The sequence below is a fragment of the Pantoea sp. Ap-870 genome (assembly GCF_011752515.1).
Lineage (GTDB): Bacteria > Pseudomonadota > Gammaproteobacteria > Enterobacterales > Enterobacteriaceae > Pantoea > Pantoea dispersa.
In genome coordinates this window covers 388,316-409,259 of sequence record NZ_VWXG01000004.1, presented here as the reverse complement: position 1 = coordinate 409,259, position 20,944 = coordinate 388,316, and the positions used below count along the sequence as shown (strand labels likewise).

Genomic DNA, 20,944 nt, shown 5'->3' with positions numbered 1-20,944 from the left:
ATGTATTGCGCTGATTATTTTTGGCTGCGTTCTGCAGGTTTTTCCGCTCATCACATATTACAGAGTGAATCGTTCACCGGTCAGGAATTAACCCGCGAATTAATCACGCTTTACCAACACAGGGATAGGTTACTTAAATACTTTGAACAGCAGATTGCTGCGGTAGGGGAAGACCATTGTCGTAAGTTCGCGCGGAAAGTGGCGGCTCTCGTATCGTTCAACCTGAGTGATTTACCTCTTGTATTACGTGATAGTCTTCAGGAATCTGTTGAAGAATGGCAACAGGTTACAAATGCTATCAAGCAAAGAGAACCTGAAGCACAGCAAAAATTCGACACTTTCAGTGAGCATGCTCGACAGCAACTGATTGATTTTCTATTACGTGAAGATGTTGCCGAAGCAATCTTTATTTCGAATCCAGATGCAGCCCAGCGGATTAGCGATCTGATTGCCGATCGCAACGCGCCCCATGACAGCCGTAAGAAACAGAAAATTCGTCTCGGCTGGAGCTACGCCCAGCGTTTTTGCACTAAAAATGATACCTCAAGTTTTTTTGGTCCAATAGCTTGGGGAAGGTTCGATAATCAACAGCAAAACTTGGCCGAGCTAACTGGATGTGAACAACCATGGCTAGCGCAGCGCATTACCTTTTTTGAAAGCTGGGTCATACAGCGCATTATTCAGCAGATTAATCTCCACTACCCGCAACAGCAACATCTTCCTTTGAGAATGAATCCTGGCTGTTATTTACACGGTAGTGTTCTTCACTATCCGCTGAATAAATCACGTGTAGTTTCCGGTACGGTTCTGGAAGTGCTGAGGTTAATTACTCAGGGGATTACACGCGAGTCAGAGCTATGCATCCGGCAAAAGCAAGATAGGCTACCCGTCATTGATCATCTTCTTAATGCAGGGATTTTGCGGCGTGGCTTTCAAATTTCTCCACGTGAACCCAACGCATTGGCCGAACTATTGCAGTCCATGAAGGCCCATGAGTTAGATCCACAGTACATCAGCAAATGGTCTGCCTGCTTCTTACAATTAGAAACGCTGCGGGAACATTACGCTGCAGGTAATTTAACTCAACGCCAAAAGGCATTAGAAGCTATCAGGAATACTTTACAGGAAGCAGATGTCTCACTCACCCGTGACAGCGGAAAAATGTATGTCGGGCGCTATCCACTGTATGAGGACTGTGCGCGGGCAAGTTCTGTGACTTTCAGTCGAAAATTTCAGCATTATCTACACACCGATTTTCAGCCTCTCATGTCTCTGTACCGATGGCTTACCAGAGCTGCAGGTTTTGCTCTGCATGAAGCCTGGCTTGAGATATATCACGCAGAGATTTCATCAGAAAATATGTCGGAACAGGACATGAGTCTGTTGAAATTCCTCAATGTTATTCAGACTCAGCAGCAACAAACCCGACAAAAAGTCATTAAAAAGATACGTGCTATGCTGGCCAACGCCTGGTCCCCAGTTTTAAATTCTGTGGAAGATGACGAGGTTAGCCTCAGTCAGGCTCAAATCAATCAAGTATTAGCTTCTCTTAACGAAATGTGTCCCCAGGTAAATACATTTACCGTATTCGGAGAAGATTTTCACTCTCCGGACTTTATGCTAGCGGCTCAAAGCATACAGGCATTGAATCATGGTGAATTTCTGATTGTGCTGGGGGAAACTCACCCCGGAGTCCACACACTTAGCCAGCCGGTTGCGGCTCCATTTTGCCCCTTCACAAAAGAAATTGAGCAAACCGTAAACAAGTTGTTTGGCCGCCAGCGTTTCATGCTGGCTGACTCTCCAGGCAGCTATCAGCGTTCACATATCGATTGGCCTCTGATACCAAACTATGCCCAGATCATTTTACCAGACGGTGGAGGCTGCGTTTCAACAACACAACGCTACCCTGTTGGCCGCGCACGCGTGTTAATTACGAACGCGAGGCTGACCGTTGAAGACATAGAAGGCCAGTTTCAAGAGGATTTAATTTGCGTTTGCTCTACCGAGCTCCATCATCTGTTGTTTGACCTTGCTGCAGATATCATGCCTCGCTATGACACACGCCGTATCATATTTAATCGTACCGTATACAAACGGCAAACGTGGCAGTTCAATTCAGATGCCTGGCCTAATACAGGCAATGATGAATATAGCGCTTTTATTCTGTGGCAACTCTGGCAAAAAAAACATGAACTCCCACGCTGGGTGTTTATCAAATGTGACAGCGAGCCCAAGCCCTTATTCATTGATTTTGAGAATCCGCTATCGCTGGATGTCTTAGCTACAGCGCTGAAAAGATCGCATCTCATTAGCGTTTCGGAAATGCTGCCTACTCCAGATGATCTATGGATGAACGATAGCCGTGGGTCGGTTTGCTGCGAGGTTCGCACAACTTTCTCTCCTCTTACATCAGAGGAATTCAGTCATGCAGAATGAACAAGTTTCACCGACGGCCGTTCATGAAGCGAAAAAAAGCTTCGCTATGCTGTTTCTAACAATTTTCATTCCTTTCGGACTAGGGCACTTCATGTCCTATCTTTTCCGAACCGTGAATGCTGTGATTTACAGTGACTTGGCCGGTGAGTTGATGCTTCCACCGGATAATTTGGGAATGCTAACTGGTGTCTATTTTCTAACCTTTGCCGCTGCACAGATCCCCATGGGAGTATTATTGGATCGCTACGGGCCTCGCTCGGTCCAGAGCCCTATGCTGCTGATTGCTGCTACCGGCTCGGTTATATTTGCTCTCTCTCATAGCCAAACCGGTCTGCTGATTGGGCGTGGGTTTATCGGTTTTGGTGTCGCCGGATCGCTAATGAGTGCAATAAAGGCTTGCAGTATCTGGCTCCCCGTTGAACGTCTGCCTCTGAGCACTGCCTGTCTGTTGTCTGTTGGGGGATTAGGTGCCATGGCCTCAACTACACCCCTACACTTTCTTCTGCAATGGATTAGCTGGCGCGGGGCTTTTTTAGGCTTGGCACTCATGACCGTTATAGTTAGTGCAATAATACATTTCTCAGTTCGAGGAGAGTTTACGCCAAAAAACACACATTTTAACCAAATGTGCAAGGATGTAGGCCGTTTGTACCGGTCATGGACTTTCTGGCGGCTCAGCCTTTATTCGGTCTTTGCAAACGCGACTTATATGGCGGTGCTAGCGTTGTGGATGGGACCCTGGCTACACGATGTCGCAGGCCTCAACGAAACACATATGGCTAACGCTCTGATGGCAGGTACTGTTGCCATGGTGGCAGGCTCACTCTCTTTTGGCTGGTTGACAGACTATTTACGCAGGTATGGCGTTCAGCCAATTATGATTTGCGGCGGTGGCGTGGCTATCTTTGTACTTTTTCAGGTGCTGATGCTTAGTGGATTACCGGTCTCTCCATTTGTTATCACCATGGGATTCAGTTTTTTCGGCACTGCAGCAACGATGAACTATGCAATCGTGGCGCAATCCGTCAAGCCGGAGCTTGCCGGGCGTGTCAGCGCCTCGTTCAATTTGATTGTATTTGTGCTGGCATTTGCCGTTCAGTGGATTATGGGGGCAGTTATCGGGCATTGGGGAGCGATTAACGGCAACTGGCCATTAGTGGCTTATCAATGGTCTTTGCTATTCCTTATCGCTTTGCAGTTGCCGGGATTGATTCTGTGGTTAACGTTTAAACCGTGGAAGCGGAAGTTGCCGGATTAGTCCAGTCCGCAGGCGGAACTACATCCAGCTCCGCCTGATTAGTGCCTTGATCTATCGCGAGAAATCACCGGTCTCAATTAAATAATCGATAAGAGCAGTGAGCTTTTTTAAATTCTCAAGGGAGATATTATGAAATAGCGCGATGCGAAGCTGGTTTCGACCTAATCCTCGATAGCCATCAATGCCGTAGGCATATTGGTTCTGTTCAAGGAAAGCGAGCAGTTTATTGACTATAACCGACTCAGCAACATCGATAGTGGCAACGGTTGTAGAACGAGCATTTTTATCATCAACGTAGCAGGCTAGATGATCTCGAGAATCAGCCCATTGGTAAATCCAATCGGCTTTTTTCTGCGCCTGCTGCTCTACCGCTGCAAATCCCAACGCGTTCATACGCTTTAATTGTTGTGCGAAAAGCCATAGTGTAACCACCGCTGGCGTGTTATAGGTTTGTGCCTGCGCACTATTACTCAGCGCCAACCGCCAGTCAGCAAATACGGGTAAATAGCGACTGGGATCAGATGCGACCTCAGCCACACGCGCCTGTGCTTTAGGTGACATAACAGCCACAAACAAACCACCCTCGCTGGCAAATACTTTTTGCGGCGAAAAGAAAAAAACGTCCGTTTTGGCAATATCACATGCAATTTGACCTGCTCCACTAGTGGCATCCACTGCCAGTAAACAATTTTCATCCACAGTGGGAAGCTGAGTGTTCATGATACCAGTTGAAGTCTCATTAAGCGTGAGACTCACTAGGTCAGCCCCATCATGCTCAGAGATAACATTGGGTTTACCATTTTCAGCATGGTTCCTGATCGCTTCAATCCACGGAATTCTCTGGGAAGCACTAAACCATTTATTCGAAAACTCACCACATACATAGTGCACCACTCGCTTTTTAACTAGTCCAAGCCCAATCATATCGAATAAAAGTGTAGCCCCTCCGTTACCCAACACGATGGCATAGTCATCAGGAATGCTGAGGTAGAGACGTAGCGCATCCTGAATATCTCGACACAGAGTCTTTACCGGTTCTTTCCGATGACTGGTACCTAATAGATGAGGGCCTTGTGCCTGCAATGCAGCTAAGTCCTCTAGATGAATCAAGGAAGGCCCACAGCCAAAACGTGGATCTGTGGGAATACATGATTCAATTATACGAAAAGGCATTAGAACTCCTTGCTGAATATGGAGGAATGACCTAAAAGAAACTTATGTCTGTGCTGAAACTATCAAATTCTATCGCGGAATTATCGGCTTACATTATCCTGTATTATTCTTACAGGCCACATTTTATGTGTCACTTAGCATTTTATTTCCATCTGGCTAAAGAGTTAGCTTATAAGTTAGCCATACATTAGCGAGCTGCCCCTCGAACGCGCTCGCTAGTTTGTATTGATTTAACCGTTCATTGAATCGCCACATAAATCATAGCCTTAGCCAGAGAGTGATGACTGCGCTGGAAGAGGTCACGCCCCGCGTCGAGCAGTATTCCATTGACGAAATGTTCCTGGATCTGACCGGCATCGATGGCTGCGAGGACTTTGAGCATTTCGGCCGGCGCCTGCGCGCGCACGTGCTGGCCACAACCGGCCTGACCGTCGGGGTGGGGATGGGGCCGACAAAAACCCTGGCAAAATCGGCGCAGTGGGCCAGCAAGGAGTGGCCGCAGTTCCGCGGTGTGCTGGCGCTGACGCCGGGCAATCCGAAGCGCACCGCAACGCTGCTGGAAAACCAGCCCGTGGAGGAGATATGGGGCGTTGGCCGGCGCATCGGCAAAAGGCTCAACCTGATGGGCATTGAAAACGCTCTGCAGCTGGCGCGCGCGCACCCTGCCTTTATCCGTAAAAACTTCAGCGTGGTGCTGGAGCGCACCGTCCGCGAGCTCAACGGCGAATCGTGCATTCCCCTTGAGGAGTTTGCGCCGGCGAAACAGCAGATCGTCTGCAGCCGCTCCTTTGGCGAACGCATCACGACAAAAGTGGCCATGCAGGAAGCGCTGTGTCAGTACGCCACCCGGGCGGCGGAGAAACTGAGAAAAGAGCGCCAGTTCTGCCGGCGCATCAGCGTTTTTATCCGGACCTCGCCGCACGCACAGGGAGAAGTCTTTTACGGCAACAGCGCTGGCGAGAATCTCACTATACCCACGCAGGATACGCGCGACGTGATCGGGGTGGCGATGCGATCGCTCGACCGCATCTGGCTTGACGGGCGGCGCTATATGAAGGCCGGCATAATGCTCGATGACTTCACATCAGACGGTGTCAGTCAGTTGAACCTGTTCGATAAGGATAAGCCGCGGGTGAACAGCGCGCAGCTGATGAAGGTGCTGGACGGCATTAACCAGTCCGGGCTGGGGCACATGTGGTTTGCACGTCAGGGTGTCAGCAATGAATGGCAGATGAAGCGGGAATTACTGTCACCTGCCTGGACTACTCGCTGGAGTGATATTCCACAGGCACGAGTTTTATGAGGGGGCCGAAAAACTTAATTTGCGCCGCAGGACCAGCACGGGCCAGTCACTGCGGAAGTCCGTGCGCCAGCGCCACTGTCGGAAGAGGATCTCCAACTGCATCAGTGCCTTCATCGTCGGTGTAAAAGGGATGCGGTAAGTGCGGTGGTGGACGGTGAGTCCACCTTCAGCGATATAGGCTAGCACCCGATGGGCACGCATGTCGGTCAGAAGGTGCGAGGAGATGATAACGATATGGTGCTTTTCCAGAGCCTGTCTGGTTGACGCCATTACGCTTTGCCAGAACTGATGGACCCGCTCTGGCGTCAGATCTGTGGTGGGCTGCCACGGGGCAAGATGCACCCACGCCCGGCTGCGACGATGGCGGATCAGCGTCATCGCCGGTCTTAACTGCCGCTCGGCCCATGCGAGTGGGCGGAGCAGGAAGGGGAGACAGAACAGCAGCACCCATACCAGATAAAACCCGGTGGATGTGCCCTGGAGGGTGAAACTCAGGCTCATCGTCCCGCACAGGGCCATCCAGATCATAAAAAAAAACAAAACAAAGAATTGCTGCATGCAATGGCTCTCGATACCGGTGTAAACAGGGGCATGCAGGAAACCATTACGGTGTTACCAGAGCACCCTGAAACTCTGAAACCACTTTTTAATATTTTAACAAGCAGGATTTCTGTCAGAGACGGTTCCGTGTTTACAGTTGAAATTGTCCGGAGTGCTTTTAGGTTAGCGTCATATTCAGCAGGCATATTCCGGCGGAGGTGACGGTGATTGGACTTAACTGGTTAACAGGCAGAGGCAGACAGGAAAGCCAGCCCGGAGAGAGACTCTCTAAGGGAGACACGTCATCCCGGCCTGTTGCTGACGGTAGCTGGCACCCTGCTCAGACGGGCAGTGTGCTACTGCAGACAAACCAAAACCGTCGCCTCATCAGGGTGCTGACAGAAAACAGCCCGCTTTCAAAAGAAGCCACTGAAGCCTGGTGGCTCAGGCCACTGGAGGAGATGGCGGCAAGGGTGCAGACCTGCCCGGCAGCCTGGTCCGGCCCGTACTCTGGTCCCGGAGGATTTAATGAACTCAGCCTGAACGTAGCCGCGCGTGCGGTCAGGCTGGTTCGTGGCATGATGCTGCCACCGGGCGCCACGCCTGAAGAACAGGCTGAGCAAACTCCCGGCTGGGTCTGTGCTGCTTACTGGGCAGGGCTGTTCCATCATCTACCCTGGCTGATGCAGATGGAAGGGGCTCTGAAAAACGGTCTGGTCTGGTATCCCGGTCTTAGTGTGCCTGGAGAGCAATGGCGGGTCAGGCAGACCAACGAACCATCAGGCGAGATGAACTGCGTATTTGTGGCGCTAAGACTATTGCCAGAGGCGGCCCTGCTGTGGCTTCAGCGCTGGCCCGCTCTTTCTGATACGCTACTGCTCTTTCTGTCGGGACGCCGTGCTGAAGCCGGGATATTAACCAGTATTGTTAACGATGCCCTGAGCAGCTGCGGTCTTTCAAATGAGACCGTAATGTCCGGGCAAAAATCTCAGCAGGTTTCTCTGGTTAATATCACATCAGTAACAGACCATACCCCCCCGAAATTATATGAAGTAAAACCTAACTCATTGTCCAGTCTCGATAATGCGGAAGGTCCTTTAGTGCCAATTAAAACTGGAGCTTCAGACTACAGTTCTGCTCAGGAAAGCGAGTTGTCGCCTGAGAAGATTATCCCACCTGCGCTTTTACTGGAGCTGGAATCCGCACTCACAGCTGAGGAACCGCTGCTTTCTGCAGAAAACGCCATCAGTACGGGAGAAGAAGTGCAGATGCAGGGATCTACGGAGAATCTCCTGTCATTGCTTGATTTAATGGCTGAAGGGAAAACTGCTACGGCAATGGATAATTCTTCTGCGGATAACCGTCCAGCCACGCCAATTACAACTGATGTGTTTCATTCTGATGAAAACAGGAAAGATAAGGGAGAAGAATCCGGTGTGCTCTTTCTTGAATGGATCAGGGACAGCATTGAGGACGGCACGCTGAGCGTAAATCAAAAGGACAGTCTGCTTCACGTTCTGGCGCAGTTTGTTTTTGTGGTCTCACCGGCCTGTTTTTACCGTTACAACACGACTGCAGGAGGCACTGATACGGATAAGGCCAGACTACAAAAAAGTTTTGAGGCACTGAACGTACACCATTCACGAAATGGTAAGGGATTATTCCATTACCATCAATACGATACGCCGGACAAGAGCGGTCGTTTTACAAAAGTGTCAGGCTATATGATTAATGCCGACATTTTATTTAAAAAAGGGAGCTGTCCTTCGGACAGCACATGGCTTTCAGCCAGGAAATGACTGGCTGGGGAGCATTTATAAAACTGAGGTCAAAATGAAAGATTCATGTTCATTTGATGAACTTATTGAAGGATATTTTTTTAGTAAAACTCTTCGAGTTGCAACTGAATGGAGTTACAGAAAAGTATTAAAGACTTTCCTGAACTTTGCTGGAGCAGCCATATCTCCTGCTGATGTTGATGACAGGTTGGTTTTAAACTGGCGCAGACATGTGATTAATGTGGAGGGTCTAACAAAAACCACTTGGAACAATAAGCTCACACACATGAGAGCATTATTCAACTTTGCGATTGAAGAAGGTTATATTTCGGCAACCAAAAATCCCTTTAATGGCAAGATTGCACGGCCAGATGTAAAGCGAAAGAAAACCCTGACTGATATCCAGATTAATAAAATATATCTTTTAATGGAGGCCAGGGAGGCGGATGAACAGTATGGTAAAAACTATAATTACAGGTCGGCATTGAGGCCTGCATGGTTCTGGCTTACTGTGCTGGATGCTTTACGAAGGACAGGGATGAGGCAGAATCAGCTTCTGCATATACGATTATGTGACGTTAATTTTATGCATAACTGGATAAGCCTTCGACCGGAAGGAGCAAAAAACCATCGCGAGCATCTTGTTCCGATCACGCGTTATCTGAGACCAAGATTAGAAATGCTTTATAACCGTTCTCTGGAAAGAGGAGCAAAGATGGAGGATCAGCTTTTCAATTTATCCCGATTTGATGGTCGCAGAAATGAGACAAGTGAAAACATGGATAATCCACCATTGCGTGCATTTTTTCGCCGGCTTTCAAATGAATGTGGCTTTGTTGTGAGTCCTCATCGATTCCGGCACACCATAGCTACAAATCTGATGAGTATGCCTGACCGAAACCTGAAAATGGCTCAGGATCTTCTGGGCCATTCAACGCCTGCAGTCACTCTGCAATACGTTGAGAGCGACATCAACAAGGTCAGGAGCGTTCTCGAACAGCTGGAGGTGGCCTAAGAGTAATCTTAAGTCAAATCTTAACGATATGATTCTAAAAGAGGAAAAAAAGGGAGGCAAACCTTTACAAAAGATTGACAGAAAACATTTCTAAAGGTAAATACGATGCTGAAGTATTTTTTAAGGATGTGAGAAGTCCAGAGGATGCACCAACATCCTCCGGACTTTAAGTCCCGTGTTCAACGATGGTGCGGTAAGCAAACTACCAACATCATGCTGGGGACCACTGTCATGCCCGTTAAGGATCTCAACCCCTAACGAACAGGCTCTGAAGAGTGGTGCCCGGAGGCGGAATCGAACCACCGACACGGGGATTTTCAATCCCCTGCTCTACCGACTGAGCTATCCGGGCAACGGGGCGCATTAAACCCTAATGGCTCACAGCCGTCAACGGGTTTCGTAAAAAAAGCGTAGCAATCGTGACTGATTGCCTGCTTTTCAGGCAGGGTGAACAAAAAGCCTACGCCAGCGCGCCGTTTTGCCGGCACAGCGCGATGCTCAGCACATCTTCAGCCAGACGCCGCGCGGTAGCGACATCCTGCACGTTGCGCTTCACCAGCAGCTTACTCAGACAGCCTTCGAGGATCAGCTCCATCTGATCGGCCACCATGCTGGGGTTGTCCAGCGCCAGGTCGACGAGGATTTCATGGGTGAACTGCCAGGAACTGCGCTTCTGCTGTTCGGCGAGCTGGTGCACCGGCTGATCCGGCTGGGGATAGAAACTGCAGGCAGCAATAAACAGGCAGCCGGGAAAGCGGCCTTTACTGACGTGCTCTGCCAGCACGTCGTAACGCGCCAGCAGCTTTTGTGCCGCACTGAGGCGCTCATCCAGCTGCACCTGGCGGCGCCAGCTGTCGATCTGCTGGCCGTGAAAGCGCAGCGCGTCATACAGCAGGGCATCGCGATCGGGCCAGTAGCGCTCCAGCTGATCGCTGGCGAGGCCGCTCTCGCCAGCCAGCTGCTGCAGCGAGGTGGTCGCGGCCAGGCCGCTCTGTTCGAGCACATTCAGCGCATGCTCAAGGATCTGTTCGCGTTGCAAAAGACTCTCCTCCGGAATGCGGGCCCGGGCGCGTGCGCCCGGGCAGTGTCGTGCAACCAGTTTCGTTTAACGCGGCAGATTGTGCAAATGGGCGCGGAAATCCGCGGCGTTAAGGAAGCCGGTGACGCGTGAATCGGCAATCTCTTTGCCCTGCGCATCAAAGAACAGGATGGTCGGCAGGCCAAGCACCTGCAGATGCTGCAGCAGCGCGTTATCCTGCGCGTTATTGGCTGTCACGTTAGCCTGCAGCAGCTGCACGTTGCTCAGGGCACTGCGCACGCCGTCATCGCTGAAGGTGTATTTTTCAAACTCTTTGCAGGCCACGCACCAGTCGGCATAGAGATCGACCATGGTGATACGGCCCTGCGCCTGCTGTAATGCGCTGTCCAGCTGCTGGCTGCTGCTGATGCGCTGAAACGGCAGGTGGGCGACGCTTTGCGTACTGCTGCTGCCGAATGCCCAGTCCTGCAGCGGGCGCGCCACCACCAGCGCGGCCGCCAGCATCAGAATCGGCAGCACACGCGCTGTGCCGCGCGCGCTGAGACTCAGGCTGAACGCCCAGGCAAAAAACGCCACGCCGAGCAGGCTCCACAGCCGCAGTCCCCAGATATCGCCCAGCACGCGCTCCAGCAGAAACACCGGCAGCGCCAGAATCACAAAGCCAAAACCCTCTTTCACGCTCTGCATCCACGGACCGCTTTTCGGCAGCAGCCGGTTGCCGAACATCGTTACAGCAATCAGCGGCAGTCCCATGCCGAAGGCGTACAGCCACAGCGTGCCGGCTCCGGCCCACAGATTACCGCTCTGCGCGATATACAGCAGGATGGCGCTGAGCGGCGCGGTGGTGCAGGGTGAGCAGATCAGGCCTGCCAGTGCGCCCATCATAAACACGCCCGCCAGCGACCCGCCTTGCTGACGGTTGCTCCACAGCGTCAGACGCGTCTGGAGGCTGGCAGGCAGCTGCAGCGTGAACAGGCCAAACATCGACAGCGCCAGCAGCACAAACAGCACGGAGAGGCCGATCAACACGTAAGGATGCTGCAGCGCAGCCTGGAAACGCAGCCCCGCCGCAGCCACCACCATACCGAGCAGGGTGTAAGTCAGCGCCATGCCCTGTACGTAGACCAGTGCGAGGGCGAACAGCCGGCCCAGCGAGTAGCGGCGCTGGCCGCCAAGAATGATGCCGGAGATCAGCGGATACATCGGCAGCACGCACGGCGTAAAGGCCACGCCGATGCCAATCAGCAGCGCCCACAGCGGCGAAAACGGCAGCGGCGTGCGGTGAGCGGCCGGTGATGCCGCGATTACCGGCGCGGCGCTATCGGCAGCAATCGCCGTCAGCGGCACCGAGCGGGTCTCCGGCGGATAGCAGAAACCGGCCGCGGCGCAGCCCTGATAGGTCACGCTGAGCGTTGCACCGGCATCGGCCTGGCGCAGGGTGATCGGCAGCTGTACGTCCTGCGGATAGATTTCGCTCTTGCCGTAAAACTCATCTTCATGCGGCTGGCCCGGCGGCAGCGTGACCGGCGCCAGCTGCGCGTGTTGCGCGCTGATGTGGAATTGCTGGCGATAGAGGTAATAGCCGTCCTTCACTTTCCAGCTCAGCGTCAGCTGATGACCCTGCTGGCTGAAATCAAAGCCAAAGGCCTGATCGACCGGCACAAAGCGGTTGTTGGTGGTGGGCGAGAACAGGCTGGCCTGCGCCGACAGGCAAAACAGCAGTGCCAGGCACAGGCTTAGCAGGCGGGAAAATCGAGCAGCCATGACGAATTAATCAGCTCCGGTGGCGAATGAGCCGCGATAATAACACGGCTCATTCGCCACGAGGTTTTCAGGATGTAACCACGACGCTACAGAATCAGGCTGCCGAACAGGAAGCCAAACGCCACCGAGAAGGTAATCGCCAGCACGCCGGGAATGATAAACGAGTGGTTGAACACGTATTTCCCAATGCGGGTCGAGCCGGTGTCGTCCATCTCCACCGCGGCCAGCAGCGTCGGGTAGGTGGGCAGCACGAACAGCGCGGACACCGCGGCGAAGGAGGCGACCGCCGCCAGCGGCGATACGCCGAGCATCAGTGCCGCTGGCATCAGCGCTTTGGTGGTGGCCGCCTGCGAGTAGAGCAGCGTGGCAGCAAAGAACAGCACCAGCGCCAGCATCCACGGATAGCTCTGCAGCATGTCGCCGGCCAGCGTCTGGATGTCGCTGAGATGCGCTTTAACAAACGTATCGCCCAGCCAGGCGACGCCCATTACGCAGATACAGGCGCTCATGCCGGATTTAAACGTGCTGGCACTGAGGATTTCACCGGTTTCCACTTTGCAGGTCAGGCAAATCAGCGTAGCAACCGTCAGCATAAACACTACAATGGCTTCGTTACGCGGCAGCACCTGATTGCTGATCAGGCCCACGCTGTCGCTGATTGCCGTCGCGTACAACACGACCGCCGCAATACCGATCAGGAACAGCAGCACCGCGCGTCTGGCACCCGGCTTGATGTGATAAACCTGCTCACCGCGCAGCGTCACTTCACCTTTCGCCAGGCGCGCCTGATAGACGTCATCTTCTTTGAGCTCTTTGCCGAGGAAGTTGGTGATCACGGCGGCACAGAAAATGGCCAGCATGGTGGCAGGCAGCGCGACGCCGAGCAGCGCCAGATAACTGACGCCGCGCGGTTCAAGAATCGAGGCAAAAAATACCACCGCGGCCGAAAGCGGCGAGGCGGTGATGGCGATTTGCGACGCCACTACGGCTATCGACAGCGGGCGCGAAGGGCGTACGCCTTGCTCCTTAGCCACTTCCGCAATCACCGGCAGGGTGGAAAAGGCGGTATGACCGGTGCCCGCCAGCAGCGTCATCGCATAGGTCACCAGCGGCGCGAGGAAAGTGACATAGCGCGGATGGCGGCGCAGCAGGCGTTCCGCCAGCCCGACCAGATAATCCATGCCGCCAGCCACCTGCATCGCGGCGATGGCCGCAATCACCGCCATAATGATCTCGATGACATCAAACGGGATCGCGCCGGGTTTCATGCCGCAAACCAGCGTCAGCACCAGCACGCCTAAACCGCCGGCAAAGCCAATGCCGATGCCGCCGAGGCGCGCACCCAGCCAGATCGCCAGCAGGACGATGAGCAATTCCACCACTACCATAGTTTCACTCCCTGAAGTGCCGCCACACGCGGCCACTTTAGTTATAGACGTCAAAATAAAAAAGCACGCCGTATTGTATACAGGCGTGCTTCAGACGACTTGATCCGGAACGGATTACTGTTCGTTTTCGTCGGTGTAGCGTTTGGCTTTGTATTCCGGGTGCATCAGGTTCTGGATGGAGAAAATATCGTCCAGCTCGGCTTCGGTCAGCAGACCGCGTTCCAGCACCACTTCGCGTACGCTCTTACCGGTTTCAGCACAAATTTTTCCGACGATATCGCCGTTGTGATGGCCGATGTACGGGTTGAGGTAAGTGACGATACCGATGGAGTTGAACACGTAGGCTTCACAGACCGCTTTGTTGGCGGTGATGCCGTTAACGCATTTTTCCAGCAGGTTGTAGCAGGCGTTGGTCAGGATGCTGATCGACTCAAACAGCGCCTGGCCAATCACCGGTTCCATCACGTTGAGCTGCAGCTGGCCGGCTTCGGAAGCCATGGTCACCGTGGTGTCGTTGCCAATCACTTTGAAGCACACCTGATTGACCACTTCCGGTACCACCGGGTTAACTTTCGCTGGCATGATCGAAGAACCGGCCTGCAGTTCCGGCAGGTTGATTTCGTTCAGGCCGGCGCGCGGACCGGATGACAGCAGGCGCAGGTCGTTACAGATTTTCGACAGTTTCACGGCCAGGCGCTTCAGCGCTGAGTGCACCATGACGTAAGCGCCGCAGTCTGAGGTGGCTTCAATCAGATCTTCGGCGGGCACCACCGGCAGGTTGCTGACTTCCGCCAGGCGCTGTACCGCCAGCTGCTGGTAGCCGTCCGGTGTGTTGAGGCGGGTGCCGATCGCCGTGGCGCCGAGGTTAACCTCCAGCAGCAGTTCGGCGGTACGCAGAATGCTGCGCGTCTCTTCGTTCAGCAGTACGTTGAACGCGTGGAACTCCTGACCGAGTGACATCGGCACCGCGTCCTGCAGCTGGGTGCGGCCCATCTTCAGGATGTTTTCAAACTCCACCGCTTTGCGCTGAAAACCTTCGCTCAGCTGGCCAATCGCGTCGAGCAGTTTGAGGATCGAGGCGTAAACCGCAATGCGGAAACCGGTAGGATAAGCGTCGTTAGTGGACTGACACTTATTCACGTGATCGTTTGGGTTGAGATACTGATATTCACCTTTCTGGTGACCCATCAGCTCCAGACCGATGTTAGCCAGCACCTCGTTGGTGTTCATGTTGACCGAGGTGCCCGCGCCGCCCTGATAGACATCAACCGGGAACTGGTCCATGCACTTACCGTTGTTCAGCACTTCATCACAGGCCTGAATGATGGTGTTGGCGATGTGGCGGGGGATGGTTTGCAGCTCTTTGTTGGCGAGCGCGGCGGCTTTTTTCACCATCACCATGCCGCGAACAAACTCAGGGATGTCGCTGATCTTACTGTTACTGATATAGAAGTTCTCAATCGCACGCAGAGTATGAACACCGTAATAGGCATCTGCCGGAACTTCACGCATGCCTAACAGGTCTTCTTCGATACGAATGTTGTTCGCCATGATTACCTTCTTATTATTGCTGCTGTGTTACTGCCGGGCATCCGGAATGGATGGGCGGCGAATAACGTGCAGGTGAAGCAATTATATTGTCGTGGAATACCAGTGCCGACATTTTATCCATCTTCGGGCTGGCGAGCACGATCATATTCTGTCACTGCAGAAATGCTTGTGCACAGATCACTTTACGGACATTTGCTGGCCCAGCGGTAATAACGATATGTGATGTACTTCGCAATTTTAAGTCAGTGGCATAAATTTAACAGCGGCGGTTGAATTTCTCCGGCCGCGTGCCCATCTCATACGTTATGGTCATGCTGACCCTTCAATTTTGCTGCCCCGCACGCTGCGTGGCGGCGCGACTCACAGGAGATATCGGTGCGCTGGTTACCGTTAGTGATTTTTTTTGTTCTGGCCTGGATTGAGATCTCGATTTTCATCCAGGTGGCGCACGCGCTCGGCGTGCTGCTGACCATGCTGCTGGTGATTTTTACCTCGTGCATTGGTGTGTCGCTGGTGAAAAATCAGGGCATGAAGAACTTTATGCTGATGCAGGAGAAGCTGGCGCGTAACGAGAGCCCGGCGGCGGAGATGATCAAAAGCGTGTCGCTGATCATCGCCGGTTTTCTGCTGCTGCTGCCGGGCTTCTTTACCGATTTCCTCGGCCTGCTGCTGTTGCTGCCGCCGGTACAGAAGCACCTGACGCTGAAGCTGATGCCGCACCTGCGCGTATGGCGCGGCCCGGGCCAGGGCCCGGACAGCGGCGTCACCATGGACGGCGAGTTTGAGCGCAAAGATCAGGAGCGTATCGGCCACAATAAAGATCGCTGAATGTAAGCGGGGCGGCGTAAGCCGCCCTTTTTGCTGTCTTTTTCGTCATCTGTTACGCAAACGAAAATTTTTTATTTTTTTGCCCTTGAAAGCCCCTTTTCTGCCCCTATCTCTCTCTCCACGAGGCCGGAACCCTCAAGCCCGGCGTTCAACCCAAAAATGAATGATTGGACTTCTCAAAGGAGAGCTATCAAATGAAAATTCGTCCGTTGCACGATCGCGTTATCGTCAAGCGTAAAGAAGTTGAAGCCAAATCTGCTGGCGGTATCGTTCTGACCGGCTCTGCAGCAGGCAAATCAACCCGCGGTGAAGTACTGGCTGTTGGCAATGGCCGCATCCTGGAAAACGGCGACGTGAAGCCGCTGGACGTGAAAGTGGGTGATCTGGTGATTTTCAGCGAAGGCTACGGTGCCAAGACTGAGAAAATCGACAACGAAGAAGTTCTGATCATCTCTGAAAGCGACATTCTGGCGATTGTTGAAGCGTAATTTACGCGTAATTCACTGAACGAAACGAATTTAAGGGATATTTGAAATGGCAGCTAAAGACGTAAAATTCGGTAATGACGCACGCGTAAAAATGCTGCGTGGCGTGAACGTACTGGCAGATGCAGTAAAAGTTACCCTGGGCCCGAAAGGCCGTAACGTGGTTCTGGATAAATCTTTTGGTGCACCGACCATCACTAAAGATGGTGTTTCTGTGGCACGTGAAATCGAGCTGGAAGACAAGTTCGAGAACATGGGTGCGCAGATGGTGAAAGAAGTCGCTTCTAAAGCCAACGACGCAGCAGGCGACGGCACCACCACCGCTACCGTTCTGGCCCAGGCTATCGTCAACGAAGGCCTGAAAGCCGTCGCGGCGGGCATGAACCCTATGGATCTGAAGCGCGGTATCGATAAAGCCGTTGCCGCAGCCGTTGAAGAGCTGAAAACCCTGTCTGTACCATGCCAGGATTCCCGCGCTATCGCGCAGGTAGGTACCATTTCTGCCAACTCCGATGAAAGCGTCGGTACCCTGATCGCTCAGGCGATGGACAAAGTGGGTAAAGAAGGCGTGATCACCGTTGAAGAAGGCACCGGTCTGCAGGACGAGCTGGACGTGGTTGAAGGTATGCAGTTCGACCGTGGCTACCTGTCTCCGTACTTCATCAACAAGCCAGAAACCGGTGCAGTGGAGCTGGAAAGCCCATTCATCCTGCTGGCTGACAAGAAAATCTCTAACATCCGCGAAATGCTGCCAGTGCTGGAAGCTGTGGCGAAAGCCGGCAAACCACTGCTGATCATCGCAGAAGACGTGGAAGGCGAAGCGCTGGCTACGCTGGTGGTGAACACCATGCGCGGTATCGTGAAAGTGGCTGCGGTGAAAGCACCGGGCTTCGGCGACCGTCGTAAAGCGATGCTGCAGGATATTGCTATCCTGACCGGCGGTACCGTGATCTCTGAAGAGATCGGTATGGAGCTGGAAAAAGCGACGCTGGAAGACCTGGGTCAGGCAAAACGCGTGGTGATCAACAAAGACACCACCACCATCATCGATGGTGTGGGCGATCAGGGCGCAATCTCTGGCCGCGTGACGCAGATCCGTCAGCAGATCGAAGAAGCGACGTCTGACTACGACAAAGAGAAACTGCAGGAGCGCGTTGCTAAACTGGCAGGCGGTGTAGCCGTACTGAAAGTAGGCGCAGCGACTGAAGTTGAGATGAAAGAGAAGAAAGCACGCGTTGAAGATGCCCTGCACGCTACCCGTGCTGCGGTTGAAGAAGGTGTGGTTGCCGGTGGTGGTGTTGCGCTGGTGCGTGTTGCGGCGAAAATCGCAGCATCTGGCCTGAAAGGTCAGAACGAAGACCAGAACGTCGGTATCAAAGTTGCTCTGCGTGCGATGGAAGCGCCACTGCGTCAGATCGTTTCTAACGCCGGTGAAGAGCCATCTGTGGTTGCTAACAACGTGAAAGCGGGCGACGGTAACTACGGTTACAACGCGCAGACCGAAGAGTACGGCAACATGATCGACTTCGGTATCCTGGATCCAACCAAAGTGACCCGTTCTGCGCTGCAGTACGCATCTTCTGTGGCCGGTCTGATGATCACCACCGAAGCGATGGTCACCGACCTGCCGAAAGGCGACGCACCTGACTTAGGTGCTGGCGCTGGCGGCATGGGTGGCATGGGCGGTATGGGCGGCATGATGTAATTGCCCTGAACGTCTGAGCTGTTGAGAAACCCCCGATCGGAAACGGTCGGGGGTTTTTCTTTTGCCGGCGAACAAGGTATAAGTAAGGGCGCAATACTTCGGCTTTGCGGGTTTAGGGCAATGAATGTTCAGAAAAAATGTGCGCTTTTCTGCTACGCTGCCGCCCGACACTGATGATAATAAATGGGGATTATAATGCGGATTAACCTCTCGCTCGGACTGGCAGTCGGTACCTTACTGCTGGCGGGCTGTAGCACCTCCAACCAACTGAGTGCCGCCGGCGAACGTGTCACCTTTGTTGATCAACAGCCAGGCAGCCAATGTCAGCTGCTGGGCAATGTTACCGGCTCGCAGAGCAACTGGCTGACCGGCTCAGGCGGTGAAGGCAGTTCACTGCGCGGTGCGGCCAACGACCTGCGTAACCGCGCAGCGGAGATGGGCGGCAACGTAATTTATGGTGCCACCAGCCCGACGCAGAACCTGCTGTCTGCCTTTGCCCCGCTCGACAGCAAAATGTCGGGTCAGGTGTATAAGTGCCCGTAATGGCAGAGCAGCAATAAAAAAGCCGCGAGAGCGGCTTTTTTGTTTTTGAGTTCAGCCCCTGCGCGGTCGCCATCATTGGCTTCTGCGGTGATGGCGCCGCCACAGGAATACTGTAGGGTGCGCATTCATGCGCACCGGGCAGCTGGCAGGGAACGTCACTCCTGACGCAGCTGCAGATCCAGCGGCGTTTTGCTCGGCTCACCGCCAATTTCCCGCGCCAGCTTCGGCACCATATATCCCGACACCATGGTCAGCAGCTGCCGCACCAGCGCGCGCGCCTGCTCATCCGGCACAAAGAAGTGCGCCGCCCCCTGCACCTTATCCAGCACATGTAAATAGTAGGGCAGGATGCCGGCATCAAACAGCGCATTGCTGAGCTGTGCCAGAGTCTGCGCATCGTCATTAACGCCGCGCAGCAGCACGCTCTGGTTCAGCAGGGTGACGCCGACGCGTTTCAGCCTCTGCATGCGTTCGCGCAGCGCCTCGTCAATCTCCTGCGCGTGGTTGATGTGACTGACCAGCAGCACCTGCAGACGCGTATCTGCCAGCAACTGGCATAGCCCTTCGGTAATGCGCGCCGGGATCACTACCGGCAGCCGGCTGTGAATGCGCAGGCGTTTCAGGTGCGGAATGTTTTCCAGCGCGCCCATCAGCCACGCCAGCTCCTGATCTTTCGCCATCAGCGGATCGCCGCCGGAGAAGATGATCTCGTCCAGCTCGGGATGGGCGGCAATGTAATCAATCGCCGCCTGCCAGTTGCGCTTGTTGCCCTGATTATCCTGATAGGGGAAATGCCGGCGGAAGCAGTAGCGGCAGTTCACCGCGCAGCCGCCCTTGACCAGCAGCAGCGCGCGGTTTCTATACTTATGCAGTAAGCCCGGCACCACGCTGCTCTGCTCATCGAGCGGATCGGTGCTGTAGCCCGGCGCATCGGTAAACTCCTGACGGCTGGTCAGCACCTGCAGCAGCAGCGGGTCCTGCGCATTGCCGCGCTGCATGCGCTGAATAAAGGCGCGCGGTACGCGCAGGGCGAACAGACGGCGTGCCTCGCTCCCGGCTGCCAGATCCGCGTGGTTTTCGAGGGCTAAAAGTTGCAGTAATTCAGCAGGATCGGTGACAACATCAGCAAGTTGCTGCAACCAATCTTCTCTGACGGGGGGATTTAGGGTTACAATGTGTGCCATTTTTTTGGCTATTACCAGTTAATATCTACAGAGGGCCTTTATGGCGACTTATCTTAGCAACGATTTTCGTGCCGGTCTTAAAATCATGTTCGAAGGCGAACCGTATGCCATCGAATCCAGTGAATTCGTTAAGCCGGGTAAAGGCCAGGCGTTTGCACGTGTTAAAATGCGTCGTCTGCTGACCGGTTCACGCGTTGAGAAAACCTTCAAGTCTACCGACTCCGCCGAAGGCGCAGACGTGCGTGACATGACGCTGCAGTACTCCTACAACGACGGTGACTTCTTCTACTTCATGCACCCTGAAACCTTCGAACAGTATCAGGTTGAAGCCAAGGTGCTGGACGACGTGACCAAATGGCTGCAGGACAACGCCGAGTGTATCGTAACCCTGTGGAACGATAAACCGATCGCCGTTCAGCCACCGAACTTCATCGAAGCTGAAATCACCGAAACTGACCCAGGTCTGAAAGGTGATACTGCCGGTACCGGCGGCAAGCCAGCGACGCTGTCTACCGGCGCTGTGATCAAAGTGCCACTGTTCGTACAGATTGGCGAAGTGGTAAAAGTGGACACCCGCTCTGGCGAATACGTTTCCCGCGTAAAATAATCGTCAAATCAGGCGCATCATCGATGCGCCTTTTTTATTTCCGCGCTCTTCCCCGCACCGCGTCTTTTTTCAGCAGCTTAACCGCCATCATGGCGTATCCGGTCTATGCTTTAAAAGCTGTACTTTTACTGCAACCAACAAGGATATGGCTATGTTAAAGAAAAGTATTGTCGCGATTTTCTCGGTACTGGTGCTTTCCTCGCTGCTTTCTGCCTGTAACACCACGCGTGGCGTAGGCGAAGATGTTGAAGCGGGCGGTCAGGCAATTCAGCGCAGCGCGCAGTAACTAAAACCGGTGCGAAACCTGCTTTCGTACCGGCTTTCTCTTCCTCCTGTTGTCCTGC

General features: G+C 53.5%; 17 protein-coding genes, 1 tRNA gene and 1 pseudogene. 11 read left to right on the top strand and 8 right to left on the bottom strand.

Features of this window, described 5'->3' with window-relative positions; translation table 11 throughout:
* A complete protein-coding gene (locus F3J41_RS13095; RefSeq protein WP_166711399.1) occupies positions 1-2,439 on the top strand; it encodes a lantibiotic dehydratase in 2,439 nt (812 codons plus the stop codon).
* A complete protein-coding gene (locus tag F3J41_RS13090; protein ID WP_166711397.1) occupies positions 2,429-3,697 on the top strand; it encodes an MFS transporter in 1,269 nt (422 codons plus the stop codon). Before F3J41_RS13095 ends, F3J41_RS13090 begins: the two co-directional genes overlap by 11 nt.
* Positions 3,698-3,748: 51 nt before the next feature.
* Here F3J41_RS13090 and F3J41_RS13085 read toward each other — a convergent pair whose 3' ends face one another.
* Positions 3,749-4,870, bottom strand: a complete 1,122-nt coding sequence (locus F3J41_RS13085) for an aminotransferase class V-fold PLP-dependent enzyme (RefSeq protein ID WP_166711395.1) — start codon at positions 4,868-4,870, stop codon at positions 3,749-3,751.
* Between the two features lie 253 nt (positions 4,871-5,123).
* On the opposite strand from F3J41_RS13085, the pseudogene umuC reads away from it, so the two are divergent.
* Positions 5,124-6,173 (top strand): annotated as a pseudogene (umuC, locus tag F3J41_RS13080) (translesion error-prone DNA polymerase V subunit UmuC); the annotation flags it as partial.
* On the opposite strand, the gene F3J41_RS13075 reads toward umuC, so the two are convergent.
* Positions 6,168-6,731: a hypothetical protein gene (locus tag F3J41_RS13075; protein WP_166711391.1), complete on the bottom strand. Its 564-nt coding sequence runs from the start codon at positions 6,729-6,731 to the stop codon at positions 6,168-6,170. The pseudogene umuC and the gene F3J41_RS13075 overlap by 6 nt on opposite strands.
* Positions 6,732-6,931: 200 nt before the next feature.
* On the opposite strand from F3J41_RS13075, the gene F3J41_RS23675 reads away from it, so the two are divergent.
* A complete protein-coding gene (locus F3J41_RS23675) occupies positions 6,932-8,512 on the top strand; it encodes a TraI domain-containing protein (RefSeq protein ID WP_371815472.1) in 1,581 nt (526 codons plus the stop codon).
* 34 nt (positions 8,513-8,546) lie between these two features.
* The gene (locus tag F3J41_RS13065; protein WP_166711495.1) at positions 8,547-9,506 is read left to right on the top strand and encodes a site-specific integrase; all 960 of its coding nucleotides are present in this window, start codon (positions 8,547-8,549) and stop codon (positions 9,504-9,506) included.
* Between the two features lie 276 nt (positions 9,507-9,782).
* Here the strand turns inward: F3J41_RS13065 and F3J41_RS13060 are convergent.
* From F3J41_RS13060 to aspA, 5 genes are all read right to left on the bottom strand, one after another.
* Positions 9,783-9,858 (bottom strand) — tRNA-Phe (locus F3J41_RS13060).
* A 108-nt stretch (positions 9,859-9,966) separates the two neighbouring features.
* The gene (locus tag F3J41_RS13055; protein WP_021507771.1) at positions 9,967-10,545 is read right to left on the bottom strand and encodes a transcriptional regulator; all 579 of its coding nucleotides are present in this window, start codon (positions 10,543-10,545) and stop codon (positions 9,967-9,969) included.
* Between the two features lie 66 nt (positions 10,546-10,611).
* Complete coding sequence (locus tag F3J41_RS13050) at positions 10,612-12,309, bottom strand: protein-disulfide reductase DsbD (protein WP_166711389.1); 1,698 nt, start codon at positions 12,307-12,309, stop codon at positions 10,612-10,614.
* 86 nt (positions 12,310-12,395) lie between these two features.
* Positions 12,396-13,697, bottom strand: coding sequence for an anaerobic C4-dicarboxylate transporter (locus tag F3J41_RS13045; protein ID WP_166711387.1), 1,302 nt, complete (start codon positions 13,695-13,697; stop codon positions 12,396-12,398).
* Between the two features lie 114 nt (positions 13,698-13,811).
* On the bottom strand, positions 13,812-15,248 hold the full coding sequence (gene aspA / locus F3J41_RS13040) for an aspartate ammonia-lyase (RefSeq protein ID WP_021507768.1): 1,437 nt from the start codon (positions 15,246-15,248) through the stop codon (positions 13,812-13,814).
* 375 nt (positions 15,249-15,623) lie between these two features.
* Here aspA and F3J41_RS13035 point away from each other — a divergent pair, with 375 nt between their 5' ends.
* The 4 genes from F3J41_RS13035 (at position 15,624) to F3J41_RS13020 (ending at position 18,809) form a co-directional block, all read left to right on the top strand.
* A complete protein-coding gene (locus tag F3J41_RS13035; protein ID WP_166711385.1) occupies positions 15,624-16,076 on the top strand; it encodes an FxsA family protein in 453 nt (150 codons plus the stop codon).
* A 194-nt stretch (positions 16,077-16,270) separates the two neighbouring features.
* A complete protein-coding gene (locus F3J41_RS13030) occupies positions 16,271-16,564 on the top strand; it encodes a co-chaperone GroES (RefSeq protein ID WP_021507766.1) in 294 nt (97 codons plus the stop codon).
* Positions 16,565-16,610: 46 nt separating this feature from the next.
* Positions 16,611-18,266 carry a chaperonin GroEL gene (gene groL / locus F3J41_RS13025; RefSeq protein WP_021507765.1) on the top strand — a complete coding sequence of 552 codons (1,656 nt, stop codon included), beginning with the start codon at positions 16,611-16,613 and terminating at the stop codon, positions 18,264-18,266.
* Positions 18,267-18,461: 195 nt separating this feature from the next.
* Positions 18,462-18,809: a DUF4156 domain-containing protein gene (locus tag F3J41_RS13020; RefSeq protein WP_021507764.1), complete on the top strand. Its 348-nt coding sequence runs from the start codon at positions 18,462-18,464 to the stop codon at positions 18,807-18,809.
* 155 nt (positions 18,810-18,964) lie between these two features.
* Here the strand turns inward: F3J41_RS13020 and epmB are convergent, their stop codons facing one another.
* Complete coding sequence (epmB, locus tag F3J41_RS13015) at positions 18,965-19,993, bottom strand: EF-P beta-lysylation protein EpmB (protein WP_166711383.1); 1,029 nt, start codon at positions 19,991-19,993, stop codon at positions 18,965-18,967.
* 40 nt (positions 19,994-20,033) lie between these two features.
* Between epmB and efp the strand changes: the two genes are divergently transcribed.
* Together efp and F3J41_RS13005 are read left to right on the top strand one after the other, a co-directional pair.
* Complete coding sequence (gene efp, locus F3J41_RS13010) at positions 20,034-20,600, top strand: elongation factor P (protein ID WP_021507762.1); 567 nt, start codon at positions 20,034-20,036, stop codon at positions 20,598-20,600.
* 151 nt (positions 20,601-20,751) lie between these two features.
* On the top strand, positions 20,752-20,886 hold the full coding sequence (locus tag F3J41_RS13005) for an entericidin A/B family lipoprotein (protein WP_031279745.1): 135 nt from the start codon (positions 20,752-20,754) through the stop codon (positions 20,884-20,886).
* The last annotated feature ends 58 nt before the right edge of the window (positions 20,887-20,944 follow it).